Source organism: Aquibium microcysteis, assembly GCF_014495845.1.
Classification (GTDB): Bacteria; Pseudomonadota; Alphaproteobacteria; order Rhizobiales; family Rhizobiaceae; genus Aquibium; species Aquibium microcysteis.
The window spans coordinates 5910373-5936307 of record NZ_CP061080.1 but is presented as its reverse complement, the minus strand read 5'-3'; the positions used below and the strand labels follow the sequence as shown (position 1 = coordinate 5936307).

24 protein-coding genes are annotated in these 25935 nt (G+C 66.8%); 8 read left to right on the top strand and 16 right to left on the bottom strand.

The features are described from left to right. Positions 1–33: 33 nt before the first annotated feature. From IAI54_RS27940 to IAI54_RS27930, 3 genes are all read right to left on the bottom strand, one after another. On the bottom strand, positions 34–1074 hold the full coding sequence (locus IAI54_RS27940; RefSeq protein ID WP_275403626.1) for an ATP-grasp domain-containing protein: 1041 nt from the start codon (positions 1072–1074) through the stop codon (positions 34–36). A 269-nt stretch (positions 1075–1343) separates the two neighbouring features. After that, positions 1344–2090 carry a TylF/MycF/NovP-related O-methyltransferase gene (locus IAI54_RS27935; RefSeq protein ID WP_187970283.1) on the bottom strand — a complete coding sequence of 249 codons (747 nt, stop codon included), beginning with the start codon at positions 2088–2090 and terminating at the stop codon, positions 1344–1346. Between the two features lie 11 nt (positions 2091–2101). Continuing rightward, a complete protein-coding gene (locus IAI54_RS27930) occupies positions 2102–3307 on the bottom strand; it encodes a DegT/DnrJ/EryC1/StrS family aminotransferase (RefSeq protein WP_187970282.1) in 1206 nt (401 codons plus the stop codon). Between the two features lie 127 nt (positions 3308–3434). Here IAI54_RS27930 and IAI54_RS27925 point away from each other — a divergent pair, with 127 nt between their 5' ends. After that, positions 3435–4661: a DUF2793 domain-containing protein gene (locus IAI54_RS27925; protein ID WP_187970281.1), complete on the top strand. Its 1227-nt coding sequence runs from the start codon at positions 3435–3437 to the stop codon at positions 4659–4661. A gap of 5 nt (positions 4662–4666) precedes the next feature. Here IAI54_RS27925 and IAI54_RS27920 read toward each other — a convergent pair whose 3' ends face one another. The 7 genes from IAI54_RS27920 to IAI54_RS27890 form a co-directional block, all read right to left on the bottom strand. Then, a complete protein-coding gene (locus IAI54_RS27920; protein WP_187970280.1) occupies positions 4667–5425 on the bottom strand; it encodes a class I SAM-dependent methyltransferase in 759 nt (252 codons plus the stop codon). Further along, positions 5364–6236: a CgeB family protein gene (locus IAI54_RS27915; RefSeq protein ID WP_187970279.1), complete on the bottom strand. Its 873-nt coding sequence runs from the start codon at positions 6234–6236 to the stop codon at positions 5364–5366. The genes IAI54_RS27920 and IAI54_RS27915 overlap by 62 nt, the downstream gene beginning before the upstream one ends. 221 nt (positions 6237–6457) lie before the next feature. Next, on the bottom strand, positions 6458–7711 hold the full coding sequence (locus IAI54_RS27910) for a glycosyltransferase family 4 protein (RefSeq protein WP_187970278.1): 1254 nt from the start codon (positions 7709–7711) through the stop codon (positions 6458–6460). Next, positions 7708–8580, bottom strand: coding sequence for a glucose-1-phosphate thymidylyltransferase RfbA (gene rfbA / locus IAI54_RS27905; protein ID WP_187970277.1), 873 nt, complete (start codon positions 8578–8580; stop codon positions 7708–7710). The genes IAI54_RS27910 and rfbA overlap by 4 nt, the downstream gene beginning before the upstream one ends. A 38-nt stretch (positions 8581–8618) precedes the next feature. Beyond that, positions 8619–9677: a dTDP-glucose 4,6-dehydratase gene (gene rfbB / locus IAI54_RS27900; RefSeq protein WP_187970276.1), complete on the bottom strand. Its 1059-nt coding sequence runs from the start codon at positions 9675–9677 to the stop codon at positions 8619–8621. A gap of 300 nt (positions 9678–9977) precedes the next feature. Beyond that, positions 9978–11084, bottom strand: a complete 1107-nt coding sequence (locus tag IAI54_RS27895) for an IS4 family transposase (RefSeq protein ID WP_187970016.1) — start codon at positions 11082–11084, stop codon at positions 9978–9980. Positions 11085–12056: 972 nt separating this feature from the next. Further along, positions 12057–13343: a sugar transferase gene (locus IAI54_RS27890; protein WP_235679190.1), complete on the bottom strand. Its 1287-nt coding sequence runs from the start codon at positions 13341–13343 to the stop codon at positions 12057–12059. Between the two features lie 533 nt (positions 13344–13876). On the opposite strand from IAI54_RS27890, the gene IAI54_RS27885 reads away from it, so the two are divergent. Then, positions 13877–14581, top strand: a complete 705-nt coding sequence (locus IAI54_RS27885) for a hypothetical protein (protein WP_187970275.1) — start codon at positions 13877–13879, stop codon at positions 14579–14581. A 22-nt stretch (positions 14582–14603) separates the two neighbouring features. Here IAI54_RS27885 and IAI54_RS27880 read toward each other — a convergent pair whose 3' ends face one another. From IAI54_RS27880 to IAI54_RS27865, 4 genes are all read right to left on the bottom strand, one after another. Continuing rightward, positions 14604–14999, bottom strand: a complete 396-nt coding sequence (locus tag IAI54_RS27880; protein ID WP_187970274.1) for a VanZ family protein — start codon at positions 14997–14999, stop codon at positions 14604–14606. A gap of 76 nt (positions 15000–15075) precedes the next feature. After that, positions 15076–15627 (bottom strand): transcription termination/antitermination protein NusG, encoded by a 552-nt coding sequence (gene nusG / locus IAI54_RS27875; RefSeq protein ID WP_187970273.1) that lies wholly within the window; start codon positions 15625–15627, stop codon positions 15076–15078. Positions 15628–15874: 247 nt separating this feature from the next. After that, positions 15875–16087 carry a hypothetical protein gene (locus tag IAI54_RS27870; RefSeq protein ID WP_187973407.1) on the bottom strand — a complete coding sequence of 71 codons (213 nt, stop codon included), beginning with the start codon at positions 16085–16087 and terminating at the stop codon, positions 15875–15877. Positions 16088–16422: 335 nt separating this feature from the next. Beyond that, on the bottom strand, positions 16423–16602 hold the full coding sequence (locus tag IAI54_RS27865) for a hypothetical protein (protein WP_235679189.1): 180 nt from the start codon (positions 16600–16602) through the stop codon (positions 16423–16425). A 767-nt stretch (positions 16603–17369) separates the two neighbouring features. Between IAI54_RS27865 and IAI54_RS27860 the strand changes: the two genes are divergently transcribed. After that, complete coding sequence (locus tag IAI54_RS27860; protein ID WP_187970271.1) at positions 17370–17969, top strand: invasion associated locus B family protein; 600 nt, start codon at positions 17370–17372, stop codon at positions 17967–17969. 84 nt (positions 17970–18053) lie between these two features. Here the strand turns inward: IAI54_RS27860 and IAI54_RS27855 are convergent, their stop codons facing one another. Then, positions 18054–19565 carry a protein adenylyltransferase SelO gene (locus IAI54_RS27855; protein ID WP_187970270.1) on the bottom strand — a complete coding sequence of 504 codons (1512 nt, stop codon included), beginning with the start codon at positions 19563–19565 and terminating at the stop codon, positions 18054–18056. Here IAI54_RS27855 and IAI54_RS27850 point away from each other — a divergent pair. Further along, positions 19564–20301, top strand: a complete 738-nt coding sequence (locus IAI54_RS27850; protein WP_187970269.1) for a DUF982 domain-containing protein — start codon at positions 19564–19566, stop codon at positions 20299–20301. The two genes, IAI54_RS27855 and IAI54_RS27850, sit on opposite strands and share 2 nt — an antisense overlap. Positions 20302–20383: 82 nt before the next feature. Here IAI54_RS27850 and IAI54_RS27845 read toward each other — a convergent pair whose 3' ends face one another. Beyond that, entirely contained in the window at positions 20384–20800 is a 417-nt protein-coding gene (locus IAI54_RS27845; protein WP_187970268.1) for a hypothetical protein, read from the bottom strand. Here IAI54_RS27845 and IAI54_RS27840 point away from each other — a divergent pair. The 4 genes from IAI54_RS27840 to IAI54_RS27825 all read left to right on the top strand — a co-directional run bounded on the left by IAI54_RS27840 (position 20799) and on the right by IAI54_RS27825 (position 25862). Continuing rightward, positions 20799–21485 (top strand): phosphoribosyltransferase, encoded by a 687-nt coding sequence (locus IAI54_RS27840; RefSeq protein WP_187970267.1) that lies wholly within the window; start codon positions 20799–20801, stop codon positions 21483–21485. The genes IAI54_RS27845 and IAI54_RS27840 overlap by 2 nt on opposite strands. 85 nt (positions 21486–21570) lie before the next feature. After that, a complete protein-coding gene (locus IAI54_RS27835) occupies positions 21571–22293 on the top strand; it encodes an ABC transporter ATP-binding protein (RefSeq protein WP_187970266.1) in 723 nt (240 codons plus the stop codon). Then, on the top strand, positions 22290–24662 hold the full coding sequence (locus tag IAI54_RS27830) for an ABC transporter permease (RefSeq protein WP_235679188.1): 2373 nt from the start codon (positions 22290–22292) through the stop codon (positions 24660–24662). Before IAI54_RS27835 ends, IAI54_RS27830 begins: the two co-directional genes overlap by 4 nt. Before the next feature lie 3 nt (positions 24663–24665). Beyond that, the gene (locus tag IAI54_RS27825; protein ID WP_187970265.1) at positions 24666–25862 is read left to right on the top strand and encodes an efflux RND transporter periplasmic adaptor subunit; all 1197 of its coding nucleotides are present in this window, start codon (positions 24666–24668) and stop codon (positions 25860–25862) included. Positions 25863–25935: the final 73 nt, after the last annotated feature.

Genomic DNA, 25935 nt, shown 5'->3' with positions numbered 1-25935 from the left:
GTGGCGTTGCCGTTTTGGCGTTGGCGCATGTAACTATCGCGTGAAAAATGATAAAGCGTCCGGCGCGTAGACCGGAATATTAAGCGCCATTAATACTTCCTCCCTTTCTTCAAATGAATCATCCACAAAGATCGAATCTCGTGAAATATAACGGGATTTTTTTTCACCGTTTACCAGATGTATTATTTCATCAAACAATTCGGATATGCGATAATTACTGAGTACAGGTCGAACTGGGCGAGAGGAACGAGTGATCAGCACGATCCGCTTTCCAGAAGCCGCGGCCTGGAACAAAAAGGTCACCAAAGTGATATTAAGAGAATTTTCAATTATGAGACAGTCGTCCAGATCGACATAAACCGAAGCATAATTAACATCGACAATCGCTTTATACTCCAAAGCTCTGTGAGCTCTATATTCAGTTTTATTCCCATTCGGTAGACGAACCAGTGTATCACTGAAGTCAAACAGCGTTAAAAGGGGTAAATTTATCCCGCTGAGACGATTTACACCCGAACTTCCAGCGATACGGCACGCGACTTCCATCAGAGTAAGCCGCCCCTGGTAGTCCCGCTTCGCCTGGAAAAACCACGCGCCGCGCATTCTGAGCAGACTGTTGATCGAGTTAGCGATCTCTTCAAACTCGAATCTTTCTCCGGCAAAGGCTTCCGAAGAGGCACTGATTCCATTTACAATCCTATTACGCTCTCGCGGCTCCACCAGCAGTAACCGACCATCAGAGCGAGTAAAGCAATCTATAGTATATTCCTGGCCGGGCAGATACTCAAGTATTATGCAGTCTGGATTCTCGCGAATATATGATTCTACGGCTTCCCGGTCCGAGCATAGTCTGTGCCGTCGCCCTCCATATCCCACATCAGGCTTGAGGTAAACAGGAAATTTATCAACATCTTCAGATCGTGCGTAGATCTTGGGAGTCTTCACACTATTCTGCAATATCCGGTATGTTTCAAGTTTTGAGTTGCAAATACTTACCGCACTATGTTCAGGAGTTACAACAGTACAACTAAAGGCGCTCCGAGACTCACTTAGCTTGTATATTACGCTGTCCATAGCGGGGTATAGGAGATCGATTTTTTCGGCCTCGACAACGCTCGCGAGAAAGTCGACAAATCCGGAGTCGTTTACTTGTGGAATACAATTTACTATATCCGAGTAGTACATTTGACCAGAATCGAATGTAGATGTACCACCAACCAAATGGAAGTGTCTAGACATCGATACTGACCGGAATATCTCTAATCCTATTTCCGATCCGCAAGGAAAAACCAAAACTCGGCGTCGCATTATTATTCCCGCAAATGGAGAAATATCTATTTTATCTATTCCCAGACAGCCCACGAACAGTAGGGTTGAAAAGGTGAGCGCATAAACCGTAGATTCTTGTACCCAATGACCTCTCGCATAGCCAAAGTTTCCCCAGGGAATTGTTTACAATTGAATTCGTCGAAAACAATAACTGACCCTCTAACTAGGCGATCGCTAATCAGCTGAAGGGTATCGCGCGTCGGTTTGTAAAGGTCCATGTCAAGTACAGCCATCGCTACGACTGCATGGGGATTTCGTTCGAGCCATTCCGGTAGCGTAGAGCTGACATCGCCTTTGATTATCTCATGCTTTTTCACATGAGGCATCGGCGCAGCCGCCTCATGCAGAGCGACGAGGCGCTCCAGAGTTTCTTCGTATCCAGATTCGGTACTGTAGTCGCCAATCTCAGAATATAACCCATCTTGGGCATCCACGTGCGGGAAACCTTCAAAAGTATCGAATGAAACCAGAGTACGACTAACATTGAACGGTTCGAATATACTACGCAAATTTGACAATGTTACAGTACTAGATCCCCACTGGACGCCGAATTCGCATATTAAACCAGGTACATCTAGGATCTTTTTATATAGATCTGCATAATACAAAACTCTCGACAGAGCTTCAACTTTAACCCCGATAAGCGCATGCCGATGCCAATTGGGGCCCATTCTGGGGATCAGCTTGTAGTACTCAGATCTAAGTGATTCCGACGAGTTTTTATCCCCACCAGACGTGTACTCTGTGCCAATTTTTTCCATCTAATGCTCGCTCAAGCCCTTTCAGTTATCTCCACGATCGCCGCAATCACGCGGCAGTCCTCCGGCGTGACCGCCGTGCCGGTCGGCAGCACCACCACGCGATCGGCCACCACCTGCGTTTGCGGCAGGAGCGCCCCCGCATTGGGGAAAAGGTCCCGGTAGGGCTGCATCCGGTGCACGCCGGGCCAGAAGTAGCGTCGGGCGAGCACGTTTTCGGCCTGCAGCGCCGCCACGATGGCGTCCCGCGTCACCGGGCAGTTCGGTCCCACTTCCATCACGACATACTGGTAGTTGCCGGCCTCTTCCGCGTCATAGGGAAGGATCGACAGGCCGGGCAGTTGGCAGATCGCTTCGCTGTAGGCCGCGTGGTTGCGTCGATTGGTGGCGATCACGGTCTCTATGCCGTCGAGGTTGACCAGGCCCATCGCCGCGCAGATCTCCGTCATCTTGCCGTTGGTGCCGGGATGGATCACGTTGTCGAAGCCCGCGAAGCCGAAATTGCGCATCAGCCGCATGCGCTGCGCCAGTTCGTCGTCATTGGTGGCGATGGCGCCGCCCTCGAAGGTGTTGAAGAACTTCGTCGCGTGGAAGCTGAACACCTCGGCCGAGCCGAAGCCGCCGATCTTCCGTCCGCCCTGGCTGCAGCCGAAGGCATGCGCGGCGTCGAACATCAGTTTCAGCCCGTGCTCGTCGGCGATCGCCTGCAATTCGTCGACCGGCGCGCCGCGCCCCCACAGATGCACGCCGAGAATGCCGGTGGTGCGCGAGGAGATCATCCGCCGCACGGCCGCGGGCGAGAGGTTGTGGGTATCGGGGTCGATGTCGGCGAATACCGGCGTGATGCCCTGCCAGTAGAGCGCATGCGCGGTGGCAACGAAGGTGTAGGAGGGAACGATCACCTCGCCGGAGAGATCGAGCGCCCGGATCGCGATCTCCAGCGCCACCGTGCCGTTGCAGATCGCCAGGCAGTGGCGCACGCCGAGATGCTCGGCCAGCCGTCGCTCCAACTCCTCCACCAGCGGCCCGCCATTGGCGAGCCGGCCGCTGTCGAACATGGCGTCGGCCATGCGCATGAAGGCCGCGCGGTCGCCGACATTCGGCTTGCCGACATGCAGCGGCTCCGCGAAGGCCGGCGGCGCGCCGTTGATCGCGAGATCGGCCGGTGAGCGGATGGTCTTTCCGGAAGAAGCCTGCCGGGGCGAGGTCCTATCGAGCATGGTCCGGTCTCCTTTTCTCGGCGGCGCGGCATCCGGCCGATCCGGTCGGCACCGCATGTGCGGCCAATTCATCCACGGGGTCCCGGACCCGGCCTATTCTTCGGCACCGCAACCGAGGGAGACCGCCATGACCACCGAATCGACCAGCCTGCTCCACCTTCCCTACATCATGCCCTCGCAGGCACAGAAGCACGTCACCCACAACGAGGCGCTGCGCCGGCTGGATGCGCTGGTGCAGATCGGCGTCGAAAGCCGCGCGCAGGCCGCGCCCCCCGCCCCGGCGGCAGAGGGTGCGCGCTACATCGTCCCGGCGGAGCCCGGCGGCGCGTGGGGAGGGCCGGCCGGCGCCATCGCCGCCCGGCAGGACGGTGCCTGGGCCTTCTATCCGGCGGCCGAAGGCTGGCTCGCCTATGTTCGCGACGAGGCGCTGCTGCTCGTGCGCCGCGACGGGGCCTGGCACCCGGCCGTGAACATCGAGGAGACACCGCGGCTCGGCATCGCGACCGCGGCCGACGACACCAACCGCCTCGCCGTCAGCGCGGCGGCGACGCTGCTCAGCCATGCCGGCGGCGGCCACCAGCTGAAGATCAACAAGAATGCGGCGGGCGATACGGCCGCGCTGCTGTTCCAGACCGGCTGGAGCGGCCGTGCCGAGCTGGGCCTGCCCGGCGGCGACGACTTCACGCTGAAGGTCAGTTCCGACGGCAGCGCCTGGACCGAGGCGATGCGGGTCGACCGCGCCAGCGGCGCCGTGTCCTTCCCGGCCACCGGGCCGGCAGGCGTGGTGAAGGCGGCCGACAGCGTGGCCTGGACGGGCGCGCATTCCTTCGCCCAGCCGGTGAAGCTCGGCGCCTCCACAACGCCCAACGTGCCGCTCACCGTGTCGGGCTCGGTCGGCGGCTCCGACGGTGCGTTCCATGTCTACAACACGCTGTCGGCGGCCTATGTCGGCTGCTTCCAGGCCTATGCGCCCAATCTCATCGGCGGCCAGCAGGCCTATTGCACCATCGGCAAGGTCGCCTCGCTCTACAACCGGGCGGCCTTCGCCTATACGCATGTCGCCGACGGCAGCGCGGCCAACCGCTTCTCCATCGGCTTCTTCGGCGCCGACAATCTGTTCAACGTCCAGGCCGGCGGCAATGTCGGCATCGGCACCACGGCGCCCACGGCCAGGCTGCACGTCGCTGGCACGGTCCGCATCGGCACGTTCACGATCGCCGGCCTGCCCGGTGCAGCGGCTGCGGGAGCCGGTGCGCTTGCCTATGTGTCGGATGCGGCCGGCGGCCCCGCCCTCGCCTGCTCCGACGGTGCGTCGTGGCGCGTCCTTGCAGCGCTCGGCGCGCCGGTGATCTGACATGATCAAGCGGGCTTCCGGAGCACGAGCACAACCACGGAGTCCCAGGGGATATTGCTGGCATAGACGAAGTTCAGCAGCCAAGAGATTCCGTCGCGCAACGCGCCGCGAAGCCCGCGAACGATCCGTTTCGCGATCCCCTTCCCGGACGCCCGGTAAGAAGGCGTATACCGAACGAATTCGAAGGGAATGGCCTGGCAGAGCTGCTCGAAGACCGATCGCGAAAGCGCGCTGCGATGGGTGGGGTCGCCGTTCTGCGGAGGCAGGCCGAACGGGCTCTGCGCATTCGGAAAACGCAGCACGAGGTGCCCGCCGGGCTTCAGCATCGTTCGGGCCGCCGCGAGGCGCGAGACCACGACATCCAGCGGAAAATGCTCGAACACGTCGAAGGCGACGATCACGTCGAACTGACCGGCATGGTCGCCGGCGATGTCCTCGATCGCCGGGTCTATCAGTTCCACGCCCTCTCGTCGGGCAGCCTCGAGCAAGCTCTCGATGATTTCGATCCCCGCGACCTCCGCTCCCCGTGCCCGCGCCCATGCGAGGAACGAGCCGGACCCGAACCCGATCTCCAGCACCCGCTTCCCCGCAACGTCGATCCCGCGCATTTCGCCGGCGAAATAGCGGCTGTCATCATCGGTGAAGGTGAACGGCCGGTGCCAGCCCTTCCACTCTTCGTATCCGGCGTAGAGGCTCTGGGGATCACTGGTCGCTTGCATGGTACCGCTCTTCCGCCTTACGACCGACTGCGCCGGACGGTGCAAGACCAGTCTGATGCAGGAGTTCGTCGATTCTCCGCGCCCTTGCTGCACAGCCATAGGCCGGGACGCACCGGGCGTAAGCCCGCTCGATCATGGCTGCGCGAAGTTCGGGCCGATCGAGATAAAAGCGGACTTTGTCACAAAGCTCTTCCGCCGTGGCGAACGTGTCGATCTCGGTGCCCACGTCGAAGAACTCGCGCACCTCCGGATTGTCGATGTGCAGCATGAACCCTTTGCATGCCGGGATCTCGAACGTCCGAGTGGAGACCAGATCAGCCCACCCATTCGGAGCTGCGCCAAAGTGAACTGCAACGTTGATGCAGGCTTTCTGGATAGATTGCGCGTAAGCAACGGCCAGCTGTTCTCCCAGAAAAGTTGCCTTGCGCAATGGACCACCGGCCGTCTGGTCCCAACGGTTGCCGACGATTCCTATGCTGGCGTCAGGCACGCCTTTCGCAAGTCGCTCAAGCCAGACCTGTTTCTCCGCGGAGTGATTCCCAGCATAGAAGACATCGAAGGATTGACGGACATCTGCCGACTCAAACAGCGGCGCATGCGTTCCGTCGACATATCCATGCGGGACGTATGCGACACGGTCCGCGCCCAACAGATCAGACAGGTAATCGATTTGGAAGCTCTTAGTGGTGACAAATAAATCGTACTCATTGAAAGAATTAATGGATACTTGCGGATGATCGAAACTGACATCGGGGTAGAACATAACGGTAGGAACACGAATCTTGCGCAGTTTTCGAAGCGTCGCGATATCGACACCTGCGCCTTTGATGGTCAGGAATACATCGGGTTTCAGCACCGAACACTCCCGAACTACCGCCTCCTGAAAAGCGTGCGCTGTCTCGGTCGCCGTCAATCGCGCGGCGATACGACTAACCAAGCTCCTCGTCCGCGGTAGAGCGAACTTCGCCCGGTCCACCTCCTGCACCGCCCAGCCACAGCGGCGAAAACCCTCAGCGAGACCAGCGCCAGAAGCTCCGTCCCAGAAGTCTCCGGCGAAAACCATTGTCGGCTTTCGGCTCATGTGGAAGCGACACCCGCCAAAGATGCTGGCGTCCGCATCGTCCCGTCGCCCGAAACCGAGCGAAGACCAAGCGCCTGTCTTAGGCCGGCATGCGTCTCACGGAAACTCCAGGTCTGCATCCGCTTCAGGCTCGCTTCGCCCATGCGCGCCCGCAATGCGTCGTCAGCAACGATCTGTTCCAGTGCAGCCGTCAACGCATCAAGGTCGCCGGGCGGAACCAAGAATCCGTTCACGCCATTTTCGACAAGATCAGGCGCACACCCGGACTCTGCTCCCACGATGACCGGGAGACCCACCGCCATCGCTTCATTCACGATCAGTCCCCATTGGTCGATCTCGGAGGGGAATACCATCACGTCGCACGCGCCGAGGACCTTCGGCATTTCGGATTGATTGACGAAGCCCGGGAAAGACACGCTCAGCGACGGATAACATCCGGCCAAAGCGCGAAGCTCCTCCTCCATCTCGCCAGAGCCTGCCATGACGAGGTGCAAGGGATACCCGTCCGCCGCCAGCGCGGCGGCAGCCTTTATCAGCAGATCTGGTCGCTTGCCGGGCATGAATTTCGAGATGAACAGCAACGCAGTTTTGCTTCCGACAATTCCCAATCCTGCACGAACTGTTGACCGCTCCTCGTGCGTCAGGCGGCTCGCAGCAAAGAACCGGTCATTGTCGACAGTAAATGGGGCGAAGACGAATTTTCGATCTGGCACTCCCATCCACCTGTAGTATTCGCGGTTACGGGAGCCGATGACGAGCATTTTGCTGCAGGCAGCGAAGACCGATCTGACGAACAGCCGCTTCGCAAGGTCCTGCCGTCTCCTTTTCGCCACCAGCACGTTCATGTCACAGCGAAAGAAGAGATCAGCACCGGAGACACGTGCCGCTACGGCAGCGACGATGCTGGCGGCATGAGAGTATCCGTAGATTGCAACAGCATCAAATCGGCCCTTGATGATGGCCGGAAGCAGTTCAGGGACGACCAAGGAAGAGAATGCGCCGGGCGTAGCCTTCTTATAATTCGGTCCGACAAAGCGGGAGGTGTATCCGGACAAAAGGTCGATGTCCCAGGTCACACTTCTACGAAAGCCGGAGTCATACTCGCCTCGCAACGAAAGATCGCTGAGATAGAAGACCTCCAGCTCGATTTCAGTGTCATTCTCAGCGAGATACCGGTACAAGGGCGCATAGTACTGGATCGGATGCGTGTTGATGATGCAGAGCCGACGGGGACGAGCAGCCTCGCTCACGCTCCCGTCTCCGCTATCTTCATGAGATACTTCCCGTACTCGCTCTTGCCGAGCCGCAGGGCAAGGTCGCGTAGCGCGGCGCGGTCGATGAAGCCCTTGTGGAAGGCCACTTCCTCGGGCGCGGCGATCTTGAAGCCCTGGCGGTGCTCCAGCACGCGGACGAATTCGGCCGCTTCCAGCAGCGAGCCCGGGGTGCCGGTGTCGAGCCAGGCGAAGCCGCGGCCCATGGTCTCCACCGCCAGCGCGCCCTCCTCCAGGTAGCGCCGGTTGAGATCCGTGATCTCGAGCTCGCCCCGCGCCGAAGGCCGGATGTCGCGGGCAAAGCCGCTGGCGCGGCCGTCATAGACGTAGAGCCCGGTCACAGCCCAGTTCGAGCGCGGCGCTGCCGGCTTCTCCTCGATCGAGAGCGCGCGCCGCGCGGCGTCGAACTCGATGACGCCGTAGCGCTGCGGATCGGCCACGTGATAGGCGAAGAGCGTCGCCTTGTCCCGCCGCGCCACGGCGCGGTCGAGCAGGTCCTGCAGGCCGGTGCCGTAGAAGAGATTGTCGCCGAGGATCAGCGCCGACGGCTCGCCCGCGACGAAGTCCTCGCCGATCAGATAGGCCTGCGCCAGCCCGTCCGGCCGCGGCTGTTCGGCATAGGAGAACCGCATGCCCCAGGCCTCGCCGCTGCCGAGCAGCGCCCGGAAGCGCGGCAGGTCGTCGGGCGTCGAGATCACCAGCACGTCGCGGATGCCGGCCAGCATCAGCACCGACAGCGGATAGTAGATCATCGGCTTGTCGTAGACCGGCAGCAGCTGCTTGGAGACGGCAAGCGTCATCGGATGCAGCCGCGTGCCGCTGCCGCCCGCCAGGATGATGCCCTTCACGCGCCGCCCCTCCGCAAAGCCGTCCGCCGCCCGCGCCGTCACGCCGCCGCGCCGAGGCGCCTGCCGTCGTAGCGGGCCTGCCGGATCGGCCGCCACCAGGCCTCGTTGTCGAGGAACCAGCGCACGGTCTTCTCCAGCCCGGTCTCGAAGCTCTCCTGCGCCCGCCAGCCCAGCTCGGTCTCGATCCGCGTCGCGTCGATGGCATAGCGCAGGTCGTGGCCCGGACGGTCGGCGACGAAGCCGATGAGGTCGCGCCGGCTGCCGCCGCCCGGCCGGGGCGCGAGCCTGTCCAGCGTGTCGCAGATGGCCTCCACCACGGCGAGGTTGCTGCGCTCGTTGCGGCCGCCGACATTGTAGGAGCGTCCCGGAACGCCCTTCGTCGCCACCAGCGCCAGCGCCCGGGCGTGGTCCTCGACATAGAGCCAGTCACGGACGTTGCGGCCGGTGCCGTAGACCGGGATCGGCCGGCCCTCGATGGCGTTCAGGATGGCGAGCGGGATCAGCTTCTCGGGGAAATGGTAGGGCCCGTAATTGTTGGAGCAGTTCGACAGCACCACGGGCAGTCCGTAGGTATGGTGCCAGGCGAGCGCCAGATGGTCCGATGCGGCCTTGGATGCCGAATAGGGCGAGGACGGCGCATAGGGGCTCTCCTCGGTGAAGAGCCCGCCGTCGAGCGGCAGCTGGCCGAACACCTCGTCGGTGGAGACGTGGTGGAAGCGGAAGCGGGCGCGCCGGTCGGCGGGAAGTGCCGCGACATGGGCGCGGGCGGCTTCGAGCAGCGTGCAGGTTCCGACCACGTTGGTCCGAATGAAGGCCGCGGGTCCGTCGATCGAACGGTCGACATGGCTCTCCGCCGCCAGATGCATGACGACGTCGATGGCTTCTTCGGCAAGCAGCGCGGACACGAGCGCGGCGTCGCCGATGTCGCCCTTCACGAAGCGGTAGCGGGGATCGCCGGCGATCGGATCGAGCGACGACAGGCTGGCGGCATAGGTCAGTGCATCGAGATTGACGACGCGGTGACCGGTCGAAGCGATCAGGTGACGGCAGACGGCCGAGCCGATGAAGCCGGCGCCGCCGGTGACGAGGATGTTCATTCAGCCTGCCCCATTTAGTTCCGCGGCGCCGGGCAGCGTCGAGCACCGGCCGTCATCCTCGCTCCGGCCTTCATGCCCAATCCTGCCGTCATCCTCGCTCCAGCCGTCATCCTCGGGCTCGTCCCCATACGCGCTAACATAGCTGCCGATGTGCAATTGCGCGCCGTCGTCGCGGTGGCTCGCGCAGTCGGTGGAGCAGACGGTCGATGGGGATCCGTCTGGTTGGTCCCTGCAAGACCGCCAGGGAGATGTTGGCGAGCGCCATGGCTGCGAGACGCCAGATCGGCAGGGCGGCCCGGTTCAGGCGGCCAGGGGGAGAGAGTCCGGCGCCTCGGGACCGAGGGCCGGCAGGTCGTCTTCGGTCAGCAGGGCGGCCAGAAGGGCGGTGTTGATCCACAGGCGCGCCAGGTTGGGATCTTTTGCGCGGAGGTCTTCCAGGCCCACCAGCGACTTCATCCGTTTGAACGCCAGCTCGACCTGCCATCGCAGCCGATAGGTCGAGGCGAGCCGTTCGGGCGGCCAGCCGTCCGACGGGAGCGACGTCAGCAGCACCAGACAACCGGCCATCTCGATGCCGGCCTCGCTGGGCTCGTACCCCGCCTTGGCGGCCAGACGGCGCGCCGCGCGCCTGGCCTTCGCCGCCGCCTCGGGCGGCAGGGGCAGGATCACCACCCGGGCGGCCACCTCGACCTTCGACTTGCGGTCCTGGACCCTCACCGGCCGATCGAGCACGCCCTTCTCGCCCGCCTCGCGGCACAGCGCCAGACGATCCAGCAGCCGACCCTCCCCATCCAGCAGGCGCGGATGGGTCGAAGGGGCGCGAACCAGGAACGCGCCGCCAGCCTCGACCACCCGAGCCAGATCGTCCGCCCTGGCGTGGGCGCGATCGGCGATCCGCAATTCGCCGGCCTGGACGACGCCGCGCGACAACCGCTCGGCATCATGCCGATCGGTCACGTCCACCGAACACAGCCTGAGCCTCGAGAGGTCGAACACCGTATGCACCATCCAATAGGCCCGCTTGGGTCCGGGCGGCGCCACCACCGTGGCGTCGACCGCCATCATCCGCAGTCCGCCGCTCGAACCGGCCAGGGCTTCGGGGCAGCGCTCGGCGAGCAGGTCCGAGACCAGGTCGCCCACCCAGTCGGCACTGGCCTTCAGCCGCCTGAGCATCGCCACGTCGGACATCGACGCCAGGCCTCGCTGCTCGGCCCAGGCCGCCAGCGTGCGAAGCGAAAACCGCCCCAGCACATAGGCGAAACACAACCGCAACAGAATTGTGGCGCTGGACACCTGCCGCTTTCGAAGCAGCGCACCCGCCTCCCGCGCGCTCCTCGTCAACTCCTCCTCCGAGCCCAGTCGCGCGACCAGCTCGTCCCAATTCATGGCGTGCAGCGAATCATTCATGCGCCAAACGAATCACGCGCCGAATGCACCGTCAACGCTATGTTAGCGCGTATGGGGCTCGTCCCGAGGATCTGCAAACGCCCGACCGCACTGCGTAACCCGGCGAGGCCGGGACCCCGCGCGATCTCCGGGAGCGTGGCAGATCCCGAGGACAGGCCCCCGGATGACGGCCTCGGAGGTCTGGCCGCCATCCCCGCTCCAGCCGTCATGCCCGCTCCGGCCGTCATCCCCGCTCCAGCCGTCATCCTCGGGCTTGTTCCGAGGATCTGCAAACGCCGAACCGCCCTGCGTATCCCCGGCGAGGCCGGGCCCCCGCACGATCTCCGGGAGGGGGCAGATCCCGGGGACAGGCCCCGGGATGACGGCATCGAAGGCCCGGCCGCCATCCTCGGCCAGACCGTCATCCTCACTCCAGCCACCATCCTCACTCCAGCCGTCATCCTCGGGCTTGTCCCGAGGATCTGCAAACGCCCGACCGCCCTGCGTATCCCCGGCGAGGCCGGGACCCCGCGCGATCTCCGGGAGCGTGGCAGATCCCGGGGACAGGCCCCGGGATGACGGAGTCGAAGGCCCGGCCGCCATCCTCGGCCAGACCGTCATCCTCACTCCAGCCACCATCCCCGCTCCAGCCGTCATCCTCGGGCTCGTCCCGAGGATCTGCAAACGCCCGACCGCCCTGCGTATCCCCGGCGAGGCCGGGTCCCCGCACGATCTCCGGGAGCGTGGCAGATCCCGGGGACAGGCCGCGGGATGACGGCATCGAAGGCTCGGCCGCCATCCCCGCTCCGGCCGTCATCCCCGCTCCAGCCGTCATCCTCGGGCTTGTCCCGAGGATCTGCAAACGCCGGACCGCCCTTCCCCCCGCGGAGGCCAGCGCCCCGCACGATCTCCAGGCGCGGGCAGATCCCGGGGACAGGCCCCGGGATGACGGCGTCGCGGCAGCGGCACCGGCAAGCCATCTCAGCCCCCGCATCAATGCGCGCCGTGCCCCGTCACCATCACCTTGACGGTGCGCAGCGCGATCAGCAGGTCGAGCCAGGGGGAGAAATTCTTGATGTAGTAGAAGTCGTAGTGCAGCTTCTCCAGCACGTCGCCCACGTCGGTGACGTGGCCCTGGTTCACCTGCGCCCAGCCGGTGATGCCGGGGCGCACGATGTGCCGGTAGCGGTAGAAGGGAAGCTCGTCCTCATACCAGCGCGACAGCGCCAGCGCTTCCGGCCGCGGCCCGATCCAGCTCATCTCGCCGCGCAGGATGTTCAGCGCCTGCGGCAGTTCGTCGAGCCGGGAATGGCGCAGGACGTGCCCCACCCGCGTGATGCGGTCGTCGCCGGGCCGCGTCATGGCACTCTCGCGCCCGTCGCCTGCCGGCTCCTCCACACGCATCGTCCGGAACTTGTAGACCGTGAAGACCTTGCCGCGATAGCCCATCCGCTCCTGCCGGAAGAGGACGGGGCCGGACGAGTCCAGCCGGATCGCCAAGGCGATCAGCGCCAGCACCGGCGCCAGCAGCACCAGCACGGCCACCGCGCCGAGCCGGTCCGCGGCCTCCTTGAAGGACAGGTAGAACTGGTTGGGGTTGAGCGAGCCCAGCGTGTTCTCCGACAGGTGCTCGATCTCGGTCCGCCCCGTCAGCGATTCGGTCACCTGCTTGACGTGGTAGACGCGGATCCCGGCCAGCGCGGCATCGGCGATGTAGCGTTCCCAGGCGTCCGACAGATCGGCCCTGAGATCCGCCACGATGCCGTTGATGCCCGCCACGGCCTGGTCGGGCGACGACAGATGGTGCCAGACGACGTTCTGGATGCGCTCGATGCCGGACACGTTGCCGCCCGGCACGACGGCCAGCCTGTGTCGCACGACGCGCCGTGCCGCGATGCTCCAGCCGAAATACCAGAGAGTGGACAGCATGAAGCTGCCGCCGGCCTGGAAGCGGCTGTAATCGATGCGGAAGAAGAAGATGACGGCGAAGATGAAGCCGTAGGTGAGCGCGAAGGTGGGCAGGATGAAGCCGGCTGCGGCGACGCCGGGGAAGGTGCCGAGGCGGCGGAAGGCCAGAAAGCCCAGGATATGGGCGCAGACCGCGGCGAGCACGGTGTTCTGGGTGGTCTGCGCCGTGATCACCCACGTGCCGTCGAGGCTTCGCAGGAGGACGGGGAGGACGACGGCGAAGAGCAATCCGCCGAGAAGCTGGTAGCGGACGCGCAGGAACCGGTGCCGGGGCGGCGCGACGATGGGTCCGGCCATGGGGATCGAGATCAACCCGAACTCTCCTGTCTTGCCGTGACCGGCGCCTCCCCCCGGCGCCGCCAGCCACGTCGGATGCAATCCGTTCGCTGCGCCGCGAGCGGCGCGGAACGTCTGGGTCGGCGCCCAATCCGCCGCGGCCTGCCGCCATGGACCAAGCCAATGGCTACCGCACTCCCGGGTGAGCGAACCGGAAGCGACCATGTCCGGACATGGCAGATATCGTCCCGATCCGCAAGCGGCTTGTGCATCCTGAGATCGTTCCCACGCCCCTGCATCGGCATGCCCAAGCCTTTGCAGTCCCTTGCTTTTTCCCGGCTGTAAAGGCCTTCGCGGACGCGACGGCGGACCGGACCGCGCGCTCAGGGCGCAGCCCGCCCGTCGCGCGCCGGCGCGGGTCGAGCGTGGGAGCCTCCCACAGGCTGCCGGCCCGGTGGCGCGGAGGCAGGGCGCCAGCCGGTGCGCCGGGTGACGTTTGGGTCAGGTTGAACGGCACCGCCGGACGCTGTAGCTATGCGTTCGAACCCATGAATCAGGAGACGGGACGGATGAGGTTCCTGCAGCCTGGCCGAGCGCCCGCCGCCGCGGAGCGGCCGGAAACGGTGATCGAGGGAGAGATCGCGAAGCCGTCCGCCACGGAAGCGGAGGCACGGCCGGACCACGCCCTTTCCGAGCGGACCGATGGGCAGCCCCGTCCATCGGAGGGACTGCGGATCCTGCTCGAGCGGATCGACACGCTGACATCGCGGCTTTCGGCCTGCGAGGAGACCATCCGCCGGATGGAGCAGAACGAGGCCACCCTGGTGGAGCGCCACGCGGCCGAGCGGCGCGACCTCGAGGAGCGCCTGCGCCGCCAGGTCGAGCGGCAGGTGGCAGACCTTTCGGCGGACATGGAACAGCGCCAGAAGGCCTTTGCGGGCAAGCAGGCGAAGCTTCTCGAACTGCTGGCGTCCGAACTCAGCAAGGTGCGGTCGATCGCGGAAGGCGCCGGACGGACGCAGCCGGCCGAGCCCGCCGCCGGCCGGAGCGAGCCGCAGGCATCGCGGCGGCGCGCGCGCGAGGCCGGGCCGGAGCTGGACTTCTTCGAGGCAGAGGGCGCCGGCGCCCGTGCCCAGGGCGCGGCATCGCGCCAGGACCGGACGCGGGAAGATTTCGAGTTCTGGGACTGGCTGGAATCGCTGCCGCCGGAGCCCGGCCACAAGGCGGCGGACGATTTCGACCTCGTCGATCTGGACGAGAACGATCTGAAGTAGGGCGCGCCCGGGCGGGGCGGACTCAGCGCCGCCGGAGACCACGAAGCAGGACCGGCCAGAGCACGGCGCCGACGGCCACGCCCGCCGCGATGCCGCCGGCGGAGGCCAGGAGGTCCGGCACGGAGGCGGTGCGGTCCGGCACGAAGGACTGCAGGATCTCGATGCCGGCCGCGACGACGCCGAGACCGGCGGCCGTCCACAGGGCGGAGTGCGAGGCCAGCGAGGCGGTCAGTCCCGCGAGGGCGAAGGCCAGGGCATGGGCCGCCTTCTCGTCGAGCATCAGCAGGGACTGGATCCGCATCTGGCTGTCGCCGCCGCGCGAGGCGAGCCAGACGATGCAGCCGAGCTCGACCGCGAGCGCCATGCCGGCGGCGATCCGCAGCCGCACCGGCGCCGGGGGCACGCCCGGGCGGGTCATGCGGACGGCGCCGCCCGGCCCGATCCGCGCCGCCGCAGGATGGCCGTGCCCGGACGGCCATCTCCGGGCCGCCGGTTCAAACGGCTTCCAGATCGTGGCCCGCCATACGGACGGCCCGCTCGCCGGACATGATCTGCAGGAGCACGCGGGCGCGGCCCGCATTGTCGAGCTGCTCCAGCGTGCCGACGAACTCGGCGAACGGACCCGTCCGCACCTTCACCTTCTGACCCGGCTGAAGCAGCGGGCGGGTTTCGATCACGCCGTTCGCATCGGCGGCATCGATCAGCCCTTCGACCAGACCTCTGGGACAGGCGACCGGCCGCTCCGCCTGCATGATCAGCGACCGGACGCCGCGCGTCGCATTGATGCTGCGCCACCGATCCAGGTCGACGTCGATCCTGACGAAGACATAGCCGGGGAAGAAGGCGGCCGACCGCGTCACCAGCCGGCGCGCGTGGCGCACCGTCCGGATCTCGATCGGGTTGAAGGCCTCGAAGCCCTGGTTGCGAAGCTGGGCTTCCGCCTCCTTCTCGCGTCCCGTGAAGGCGTGGACCACATACCAGCGCCGGCCGTCGAAACGGATCGGCCGCCCGTCCAGAACGCCTTTGCCCGCGGTGTGAAGTCCCATGTCGCCGTGCTCTCAGCAAGTCCGTTTCGGGTACGCCGGGCTCCCGCGGGAACCGCGCAGACTAAATCCGGTCCGAGCGGCAAAAACATGTCGCGCGGTGGAAAAAGGGCTCCGCGGACATCCCGCCCCGCCAAAGCCTGCGGTGAACCGATGCCTCATGCGCGTGTCGGCGATTCCTGCGGTGACGTCGAACCATCCATGACGGACAGCATAGCCCACTGTGGGCCTCCGAACCAAATCACCCTGTTCAAACGTCCGCGTCCCCGGCGTGAACGGGGACCCGGCCGAGATCCTGCTCCATCTCGCGCGCCTTCCTCTTCATGGCCGCGTTGCTCCACCAGACCAGGTACAGGCCGCCGACGGCCAGGACCGGCACCTCTCTGCGGCGCTCCGGCCCCCGCAACTCGGGATATCTCTTCACTTTGAGGGTTCCACCGGGAAGACGCATGCGGATGCTCATCGAAGTATTCCCTGCAACCGGACCACAACTCGCGACCACCCAGAGTAGACGACACACAGCACGGTTGCAATGCAATATCCACTTTAAGCTTGATTAGTGACCTTTCACATCTTCCGCCGGCCACTGGTGCCGGCGACGCGTCCCGTCGCCGCGCGGCGACGCGGATCGACCGACACGCGACCGGGAGCCACCGCGTCCGTCCGGCAGGCCGGCCATGGAGCTCCGGCGACCTGCAGCGCCGGGACGGGAGCGCCATGTCGGCCGGTGCGCCGCAGCCGGCGCGACGCCCGCATCGTAGAAAGCCCTTCGATGACAGGACCATGACGTGCGGTCCTTCACTCGCCCCTGCCGGACGCGAGGTGCCCGGCAGGACCCGACCCCTTGTCGCCGTGGCTCGAGAACCGCCGTTCGGAAAGCCAGCTCCACCACACGACATAGATGAAACCTATGACCAGGACGGGGACTTCGCGCCGGCGCTCGACGCCCCTCAGCTCGGCATATCTCTTGAACTTCAATGTCCCACCGGGAAGCCTCAGACGCACGCCCACTCTCTCAAACTCCGCAACCAGTCAGTCTTCCGTTCTACCTGGGGTATAGGCTCCCATTGCCGTTGTTGCAACGCAATATCCGGGGATCGGGTCCGATTGCAACCTGAAACGACGGCAAAAACGGCGGCCGCGGCGACGATGGACCAGCAGGACGGTCCAGACCTTGGTCCGGTGCTCGTGCAGGGTCGGCACGGGCGTCCCGTGAGGCGGGCGAGGCAACGCGTATGCCCGTGATCGTGCGCGGCGCGCAGGAAAACAACGCGTGCCGGTCAGGATCGGCGCTCCGTCCGCCGACATCCGCGTCGGCGCAGAAGTGCTGCCGAAACCCTATGGCGCGTGGCAGCAGGCCCGCGCGCAGATGCCGCGCTTGCCTGGAACCGTGGGGCGATGCACCGGCAGCCCCGGCGACGGGACCCAAAAAATCCGCAGGGCCGGCCGGATGCGACGCGGGTGATTCGCCGCGGCCCGGCCGGCGCAGACGAATCAGCAGCAGGCGACCGGGGTGGCCGGCACCGCCCTGCGTCCTGGTGGTCCCGTGCGGCGCCTGCGCGATCCGGCCGGACGGCGCGGGGGGCTGCACTTTCCGTTGCGGACACATGACGATTTCGCCTGCAGTCCCGCCGATAATTCTGGTATTGCAGAATCCGGTCGCAGGGTGCACCTGCCGGCCGCTCCCGCCTGCGTGCACCGCAGGCCATCCGCACACCCTTCCGGCGCCACCCAGGATCCGACCGATGAACGCTTCAATCCGCTTCCGCAGCGCCCTTGCCGGCCTCGCCGCGCTGCTTTCCGTCACCGCCGCTCCCGCGCAGACGCCGAGCCCGGCGCCGCGTCCGGAGGTTCCGGCCGATCCGGCGGTGACCACCGCCACCTTCGGCGACTGGCTGCTGCGCTGCGTGCGCCAGCCGGCGCCGGCCGAGGAGGCCGGCAAGAAGAACGCCCGCCCCGAGGGGCAGACCTGCGAGGTCGTCCAGACCGTCAAGGTCCAGGGCCAGACGCAGCCGATCGCCCAGCTGGCGATCGGGCGCCTGCCGGACAACGATCAGCTGATCATGACGGCCGTGCTGCCGGTCAACATCTCGCTGCCGGGCCAGGTCGGGGTGATCGTCGATCCCAAGGCGCCCGCCGAAGGCGCGATCATCCTCGAGTGGAAGCGCTGCGCGGGCGGTTCCTGCTTCGCCGACACCCGTCCGGACGCAAAGAGCCTGAAGCCGCTGCGGGCCGGCGAAGCGGGCCAGATCCGTTTCGCCGATGCCGGCGGCCGCATCATCTCCGTGCCGGTGTCCTGGCGCGGCCTCGACCAGGCGCTGACGGCGCTCGAAAAGCAGTCCTGATCCTCGCGCGAACGGCGCCACCGGCGGCGGCGGGGCCTGCCGCCGGTGGCGCCGCGCGGGCGCCGGTCCTTGGCGGATCGCGCGTCAGGTGCCGCAGAAGGTCTTCGTCACGCGCTCGTGCGGCCGGGGCGGCAGGGCATAGGCGTCGTCCTCCGGCCGGTCGTCGAAGGGCCGCTGCAGCACCTCCACCAGCCTCTCGAAGGGCGCGAAGTCGCCATGGTCCTCGGCCGCGCGGATCGCCTCCTCGACGCGGTGGTTGCGGGCGATGATGCGGGGGCTCGCCCGTCGCATGGTGTCGCGGCGCTCGGCGTCCCGCCCCGGCTCGCGTGACAGGCGGTCGCGCCACTTCACCGACCAGGCATCGAAGGCGGTGGGCGTCGCGAACAGTGCGCGCACCGGCCCCTCGCCGAGCGGCGCGTCGAGTTCGTCGACGAGGCCGCGGAAGGTGAGCGTGAAGTCCGGTCCGGATTCCGCCATCAGGGCGAAGAGATCGCTGGCGAGCTGCACGTCGTGATCCTCCTGCGAAAGCAGGCCGAGCTTGCGGCGCAGGCCGATGTGGAACACGCCTTCGTAGTGGGCCTGGAAGCCGCGCAGCGCCGTCTCGGCCCTGGCGATCGCCTCGTCCTGGGCGTCGGCGATCAGGGGCAGCAGCGTCTCGGCCAGCCGCGCGAGGTTCCACACCGCGACGTGGGGCTGGTTGGAATAGGCATAGCGTCCGGCACGGTCGATCGAGGAGAAGACCTTGTCGGGCGCGAACTCGTCCAGGAAGGCGCAGGGGCCGTAGTCGATGGTCTCGCCGGAAACGGTCATGTTGTCGGTGTTCATGACGCCATGAATGAAGCCGACGAGCATCCAGGAGGCGACCAGACGCGCCTGCGCGGCGATGACCGCTTCCAGCAGCGCCAGATAGCGGCCGGCGTCCGGGGCGATCCCGGGGTAGTGGCGCGCGATCACGTGATCGGCCAGCGCGCGGATGCCGTCGGTGTCGCCGCGCGCGGCGAAGTACTGGAAGGTGCCGACGCGGATGTGGCTGGCGGCAACGCGCGTGAGTATGGCGCCCGGCAGCGGCCAGTCGCGATAGACCTTCTCGCCGGTCGTCACGACCGCCAGGCTGCGGGTGGTGGGGATGCCGAGCGCCGCCATCGCCTCGCTGAGGACGTATTCGCGCAGCACGGGGCCGAGGGCCGCGCGGCCGTCGCCGCCGCGCGAAAACGGCGTCGGCCCGGACCCCTTGAGCTGGATGTCGCGCCGGCGGCCCTGCGGATCCACCACCTCGCCGAGCAGCAGCGCGCGGCCGTCGCCGAGCTGCGGCACGAAATTGCCGAACTGGTGGCCCGCATAGGCCTGGGCGATGGGCGGAGCGCCGTTGGGCGGGCGGCTGCCGGCCAGCATCTCGATGCCCTCCGGCGAGCCGAGCGCGGCCGGATCGAGGCCGAGCGCACGCGCAAGCGACCCGTTGAGCTTGACCAGGCGCGGCTCGAGCACCGGCGACAGGCCGGGCCGGGCATGGAAGCGGGCGGGAAGCTCCGCATAGCTCATCTCGAAGCGCGGCAGCACCGCGCCGTCCGCCGTCCGTGTCTGCGTGGGGGTGTCCATGACCGGCCCCTTCCCTGACTGTGCCATCTGTCCGTCGAACCACGCATATAGGTCGGCGCCGGTCGCGTTGCACCACCGGCACCGGGTGTCGCCGTCGCTTCGCCTCAATCCTCCGATAGCGCACGGCCCGGCTGCCGGAACGATCCGGCAGGCGAAGCGTTCGTCAGCGTCCCAGGAGATTACCGACATGCAGGTCAACATGGAAAGCGGGTGGTTCGATGCGCCGGTGACGGTGCTGGATCCCCGGGAAGCGCGGTCGTTCGACGTCACCAACACACGTCAGGCCGCCGAAATGCTGCTGCATCGCTGGCCCAACGAATGGAGCGGGCGGCATCGGGCCGCGCGACTGGCGTGCCTCGCCGTGCTGAAGGGCTTCAAGCCGCCCGTGCTGGCCCGGCGCGCCTTCGCGGAGGCGGCGCGGGAAGCGGAAATCCTGGCGGACCATGCGCAATTGCTGGAGAGCACCGACATGACGAAGGACATCAGGATGGCCGAGACGCAGGACGAGCCGTTCGAGCGGGCGGTCACGGTCTCCGATCAGGTCGGGACGATCGAGATCGGATCCGTGCGCGCCGCGCGCGACTATCTGCAGAACGTCGACTGGCCGGGCGGCGCCAGCCAGGAAGAGGCGCTGAACGCGGCGCAGGCCGCACTCGACGGCCTCATGGCCGTCTCCGATGCGCGCGCCCGCCTCGTCGATGCGGCACGCCAGGCGGGCGTGCTGGTTTTCGAATGAGGAGAGGGAACCTTTCGCGGAAACGCAAGTTGTTGGGCAGCGGCGGCCTCGACATCGCCCCCCTACTCCGAGCCGTCGCTGACTAGACCCTGCCGCCGACCCTCTCCCCCCGGAGGGTCGGCGTTTTTTTTGGCTGGTGCGGCGCCACGCAGGCGCAGGCGACCGGCAGGTTCGTTCCGATGACGAGGACTGCCGGTCGCCTGCGCGGCGAACGGATCGACCTCGGGCGTGCCCACGCGCACGCGACCGACCGCGTCCACGCGGAGCCCGGCTTGCCGCACCCGAGCGCGGCCTTCCCGGCAATGCCGTCGACGGCATGCCTGGAAGCGGCGAAGGGGGAGAGGCCGGGAAAGCCGACCAGGTCCGCCACCGAGGCGTTCAGGATCGGGCGCGGCGAGGCTTGACGAGGGTCAAGGCGGAACATCCGCGCTACGCCCATGGTTGCGTCGGCGGGCCGGGTCAGCCCGCCCGCGAGGCGCCGAGAGATGTCGACGAGCATGTTCGAGGATCGAACCGAGGCCGGACGCCTGCTCGCGGGCGAAATCGCCGCGCTTTCGCCGCATGATCCCGTCGTGCTGGCGCTGCCGCGGGGCGGCGTGCCCGTGGCCGATCCGATCGCCGGCGCTCTGAACGCGCCGCTCGATCTCGTGATCGTGCGAAAAGTGGGCGCGCCGGCCAATCCGGAACTGGCGGTGGCGGCCATCGTCGACGGAAATCCGCCGGACGTCGTCCTGAACCGCGAGATGGTGGAAGCCTACGGTCTTTCGGAAGAGGAACTCGACGCGCTGGTGAAGCAGGAACGGCCGGAACTCGAACGCCGCGCCCACGCCTATCGCAGCGGGCGCAAGGCCCTCTCGGTGACCGGCAAGACCGCCATCCTCGTCGACGACGGCGCGGCCACCGGCACGACGATGCGGGTAGCGATCCGCGCCATGAGGCGGCGTTCGCCTCGCGCCATCCTCGTCGCGTTGCCGGTGGCGCCCGCCGGGACCGTGCAGGAGCTGCGGCTGGAGGCCGACCGGGTGGTATGCCTGTCGCAGCCGGCGCAGTTTCGCGCGCTGAGCCTGCACTACCGCGATTTCCACCAGCTGACCGACGAGGAGGTGACGCTGACGCTGCATGCGGCGGCGCGCCGCCGCCGCACGGTGCTCGCGGACTGGAGGAAGCGGAAGGACGCCGGCTGAGGCGTCTCCCGCTGCGGTTGCCGCCTCGCGGTGCCGATTGACGCGCGTCAAGGCAGAACGCCCTCCCCCCGCCTAGACAACGGGCATGGACAGCCCCCGCACCGACCGGCCGATCTTTTCCGCGCGCGGTCTGACGAAAGTCTACCGCAGCGGCGAAGTGGAGGTGTATGCGCTGCGCGGCGTCGACCTCGACCTCGCCGCGGGCGAGATCGCGGTGCTGCTCGGCCCTTCCGGCAGCGGCAAGTCCACCCTGCTCAACATCATGGGCGGGCTCGACACCCCGTCGTCCGGGACGATGCGCTTCCGCGACGAGGAGCTGACGCGCTTTTCGGAGCGGCAGCTGACCGCCTACCGGCGCGACCATGTCGGCTTCGTCTTCCAGTTCTACAACCTGATCCCGAGCCTCACGGCCTGGGAGAACGTCGCGCTGGTGACGGAGATATCCGCCAATCCGATGCGACCGGAGGATGCGCTGGAGATGGTCGGCCTCAAGGACCGCATCCACCATTTCCCGGCGCAGCTTTCCGGCGGGGAGCAGCAGCGCGTGGCGATCGCGCGGGCCATCGCCAAGCGGCCTGAAGTGATGCTGTGCGACGAGCCGACCGGCGCGCTCGATTCCAGGACCGGCATCCTCGTGCTGGAGGCGCTGGCGCGCATCAACGAGGAGCTCGACACGACGATGGCGATCATCACGCACAATGCCGGCATCCGGCAGATCGCCCACCGCGTCTTCTCCTTCCGCGACGGGCAGATCGCCGAAGCGACCGTGAACGAGCGGCGGGCGAAGCCGTCGGAGGTGACCTGGTGATCGCGGTCGCGGCCCTCGACCGCAAGCTCGCCCGCGACCTCGCGCGGCTGTGGGCGCAGGTGCTGGCGGTCTCGCTCGTCATGGCCTGCGGCGTGATGACCATCGTCATCGCGGTCGGCGCCTACCGTTCCCTCGACGAGACGCGCTCGGCCTTCTACGAGCGCTACCGCTTCGCCACCGTCTTCTCGGGCCTGACCCGCGCGCCGCTGCACCTGCGCGCGGAGATCGCTGCCGTTCCGGGCGTCAGCGCCGCGGAGCTGCGGATCGTGAAGGCGACGCTGCTCGACCTGCCGGGCATGGCGGAGCCGGCGACGGGGATCGCCGTCTCGATACCCGACCGCGGCGATCCGGCTGTCAACCGGCTCTATCTGCGCAGCGGGCGCCTGCCGGAGGCGGACCGCACCGGCGAGGTGGCGGTGACGGAGCCCTTCGCCAGGGCGCACCGGATGGCTCCGGGCTCGACCTTCTCGGCCATCCTCGACGGCCGCAAGCGCGTGCTGACGGTCACCGGCATCGTGCTGTCGCCGGAATATGTCTATGCCATCGGGCCGGGCGACATGGTGCCCGACCAGCGCCGCTTCGGCGTCTTCTACATGCCGCGCACGACGCTCGCCGGCATCTTCGACATGAACGGTGCCTTCAACGACCTCGTCCTGCGCACGCAGCGCGGCGCCGAGCTGAACGGCGTGATGGACCGTGTCGACGCGCTGCTGAAGCCCTACGGCGGCACCGGCGCGCATGACCGTACCGACCAGACCTCGCATGCCTTCCTCGACAACGAGCTCACGCAGCTCAGGGCCATGGCGGTGATCATCCCGCCGATCTTCCTGTTCGTCTCGGCTTTCCTGGTGAACATGATCCTGACCCGGCTGATCGCGCTGGAGCGCGAGCAGGTGGGGCTGATGAAGGCGGTGGGCTATTCCTCGTTCGCGGCCGCCTGGCACTATGCCAAGCTGACGCTTGTGATCGCCGTGATCGGCATCGCCGTCGGGTCGTTCGCGGGCAACTGGCTCGGGCGCGGGATGACCCGGCTCTACGCCGAGTTCTTTTCCTTCCCCTTCCTGATCTTCCGCCAGAGCCTCGACCTCTACGTGATCGCGGCCGGCGTCAGCGCGGCGGCAGCGCTGGCCGGAGCCGGACGAGCGATCTGGAGCGTCGTGCGCCTGCCGCCGGCGGTGGCCATGCGCCCGCCCGCGCCGACGCAGTATCGCTCGCTGTTCGGCGGTACGGTGGCGCTGGCCAAGGTCTTCTCGCAGCTGACGATCATGGCGCTGCGTCATCTGGTCCGCTGGCCGGTGCGCACGCTGATGACGACGCTGGGCACCTCGATGGCGGTGGCGCTGCTGGTGACGGCGCTGTTCTCCTTCGATTCGATCGACTTCATGATCGACACCGTGTTCTTCCGCACCGAGCGGCAGGACGCGACGATCAGCTTCGGCATGGAGCGGTCGCCGCGCGCGCTGCAGGCGGTGGCGGCAATGCCCGGCGTGCTGCGGGCGGAAGGCTTCCGCGCGACGCCGGTGATCCTGCGCAAGGGTCACCGGGAGCGCCGCCTGGCGATCTCGGGACTCATGCCCCGACCGGAGCTGGCGCGGGTTCTCGACGAGGATTTCCGGCCCGTCGAGCCGCCGGCGACCGGGCTGATGGTCTCGGAGCGGGTGGCGAACCTGCTTCGGCTGTCGATCGGCGACCGCGTCGAGATCGAACTCCTGGAAAAGGGCCATCGCCTGGTCGAGGCGCCGGTGACCAGTATCGTGCAGGGCTATGTGGGCCTCGCCGTGACCATGCGCCTCGACGCGCTGGACAGGCTGGTGGGCGGCGGCCCGCGGCTCTCGGGCGTGCGCGTGGCGATCGACGGGTCGCGGCTCGACGATCTCTACGCGGCGGTGAAGCAGACGCCGGCGGTGGCCTCCATCGCGCTGCAGGGCGTCTCGCGCGCCCGCTTCCGCGAGACGGTGGGCGAGAACATCACCATCATGACGACCCTCTACACGCTGCTCGCCGTCATCATCACGTTCGGTGTCGTCTACAATTCGGCGCGGATCCAGCTGTCCGAACGGGCCCGCGAACTCGCCAGCCTGCGGGTGATGGGCTTCACGCGCGGCGAGGTGTCGAGCGTCCTCCTGATCGAGCTCGGCGCGATCGTGCTCATGGCGCAGCCACTGGGCTGGGCGCTCGGCTACGGCTTCTCCTGGTCCGTGGTGCGCGGCTTCGAGAGCGACCTCTTCCGCATCCCGCTGATCGTCGAGCGCTCGACCTTCGCGGTTTCGAGCCTCGTCGTGCTCGTCGTGGCGCTGGTCTCCGCGCTGATCGTGCGGCGGCGCATCGACAGGCTCGACCTGGTGCGGGTCCTCAAGACAAGGGAGTAGGACATGACCGCCATCTGGATGAAGAGGGCAGGCCTCGCGCTGGCCGCCGCGGCCATCGTCGCCGGCTTCGCCTGGGCGCTGCGCGAGCAGCCGGCCCTGGTCGACGTGGCGCTCGTCACGGAAGGGCCGATGCGGGTGACCATCCGCGAGGAGGGACGGACACGGGTGCGCGACGTCTACACCGTCTCGGCGCCGATCGCGGGTCACCTGTCGCGCACCGTGCTCGAGGAGGGCGATGCGGTGGTGGCGGGCAGGACGGTGGTGGCCGCCATTCACCCGCTCGATCCGCCGCTGATCGACCGGCGCACCGAAGCCGAACTGCTCGCCGCGCGCGACGCGGCACGGTCGGGCGTGGGAATTGCAGAAAGCGAGCTGCAGCGCGTCGAGACCGGCCTGCAGCTGGCCGAGGACGAACTCGCCCGCGCGCTCAAGCTGTTCGGGCCGGGCATCATTTCGGAGAGCGCGCTGCAGAAGGCGCAGAACCAGGTCGATCTGAGCAGGGCGGCCGTCGAGGCCGCGCGGGCGACGGTCGCCTTTCGGCGGGCCGAACTGGCAAGCGCCGAAGCGCGGCTGCTGATGCCCTCGCCGCGCCCCGGCGGCGAGGACAGCTGCTGCGTCAACCTGCTCGCGCCGGTCGACGGATCCGTCCTGGCGGTCCATGCCCAGAGCGAACAGGCGGTGGCGGCGGGCGCTCCGATCGCCGACATCGGCGACACGGCGGATCTGGAGATCGTCGTCGACCTGCTGTCGTCGGATGCCGTGCGCATCGGTGCCGGAACGGTGGCAACGATCACGGGCTGGGGCGGCGACGAGGCGCTGCCGGCGATCGTGCGCCGGGTGGACCCGGCCGCCTTCACCAAGGTCTCGGCGCTCGGGATCGAGGAGCAGCGCGTGAACGCGGTGCTGGACCTCGAGGCAGGCGATGCGCGGCTCGGCCATGCCTATCGCGTCTTCGCCGAGATGACGGTGTGGAGCTGCCAGCGCTGCCTCACCGTACCGATCCCCGCCCTTTTCCGGACCGGCGGCGACTGGACCGTGTTCGTCCTCGAAGACGGCCGCCTGCGGCAGAGGCCCGTGGAGATCGGACGCATGAACAACGAGACGGCGCAGGTGCTGGACGGGCTCGCGCCCGGAGACGCCGTCGTGCTGCATCCCGGCGACACGATTGCCGAAGGGGGCGCCGCCGTGCGGCGCGAATAATGCGCTGCAGCACGAATGGCCGACGCCTTAGAATCGACATCACTCCGCTATTTCTCGGATTAATGCTCAGCGC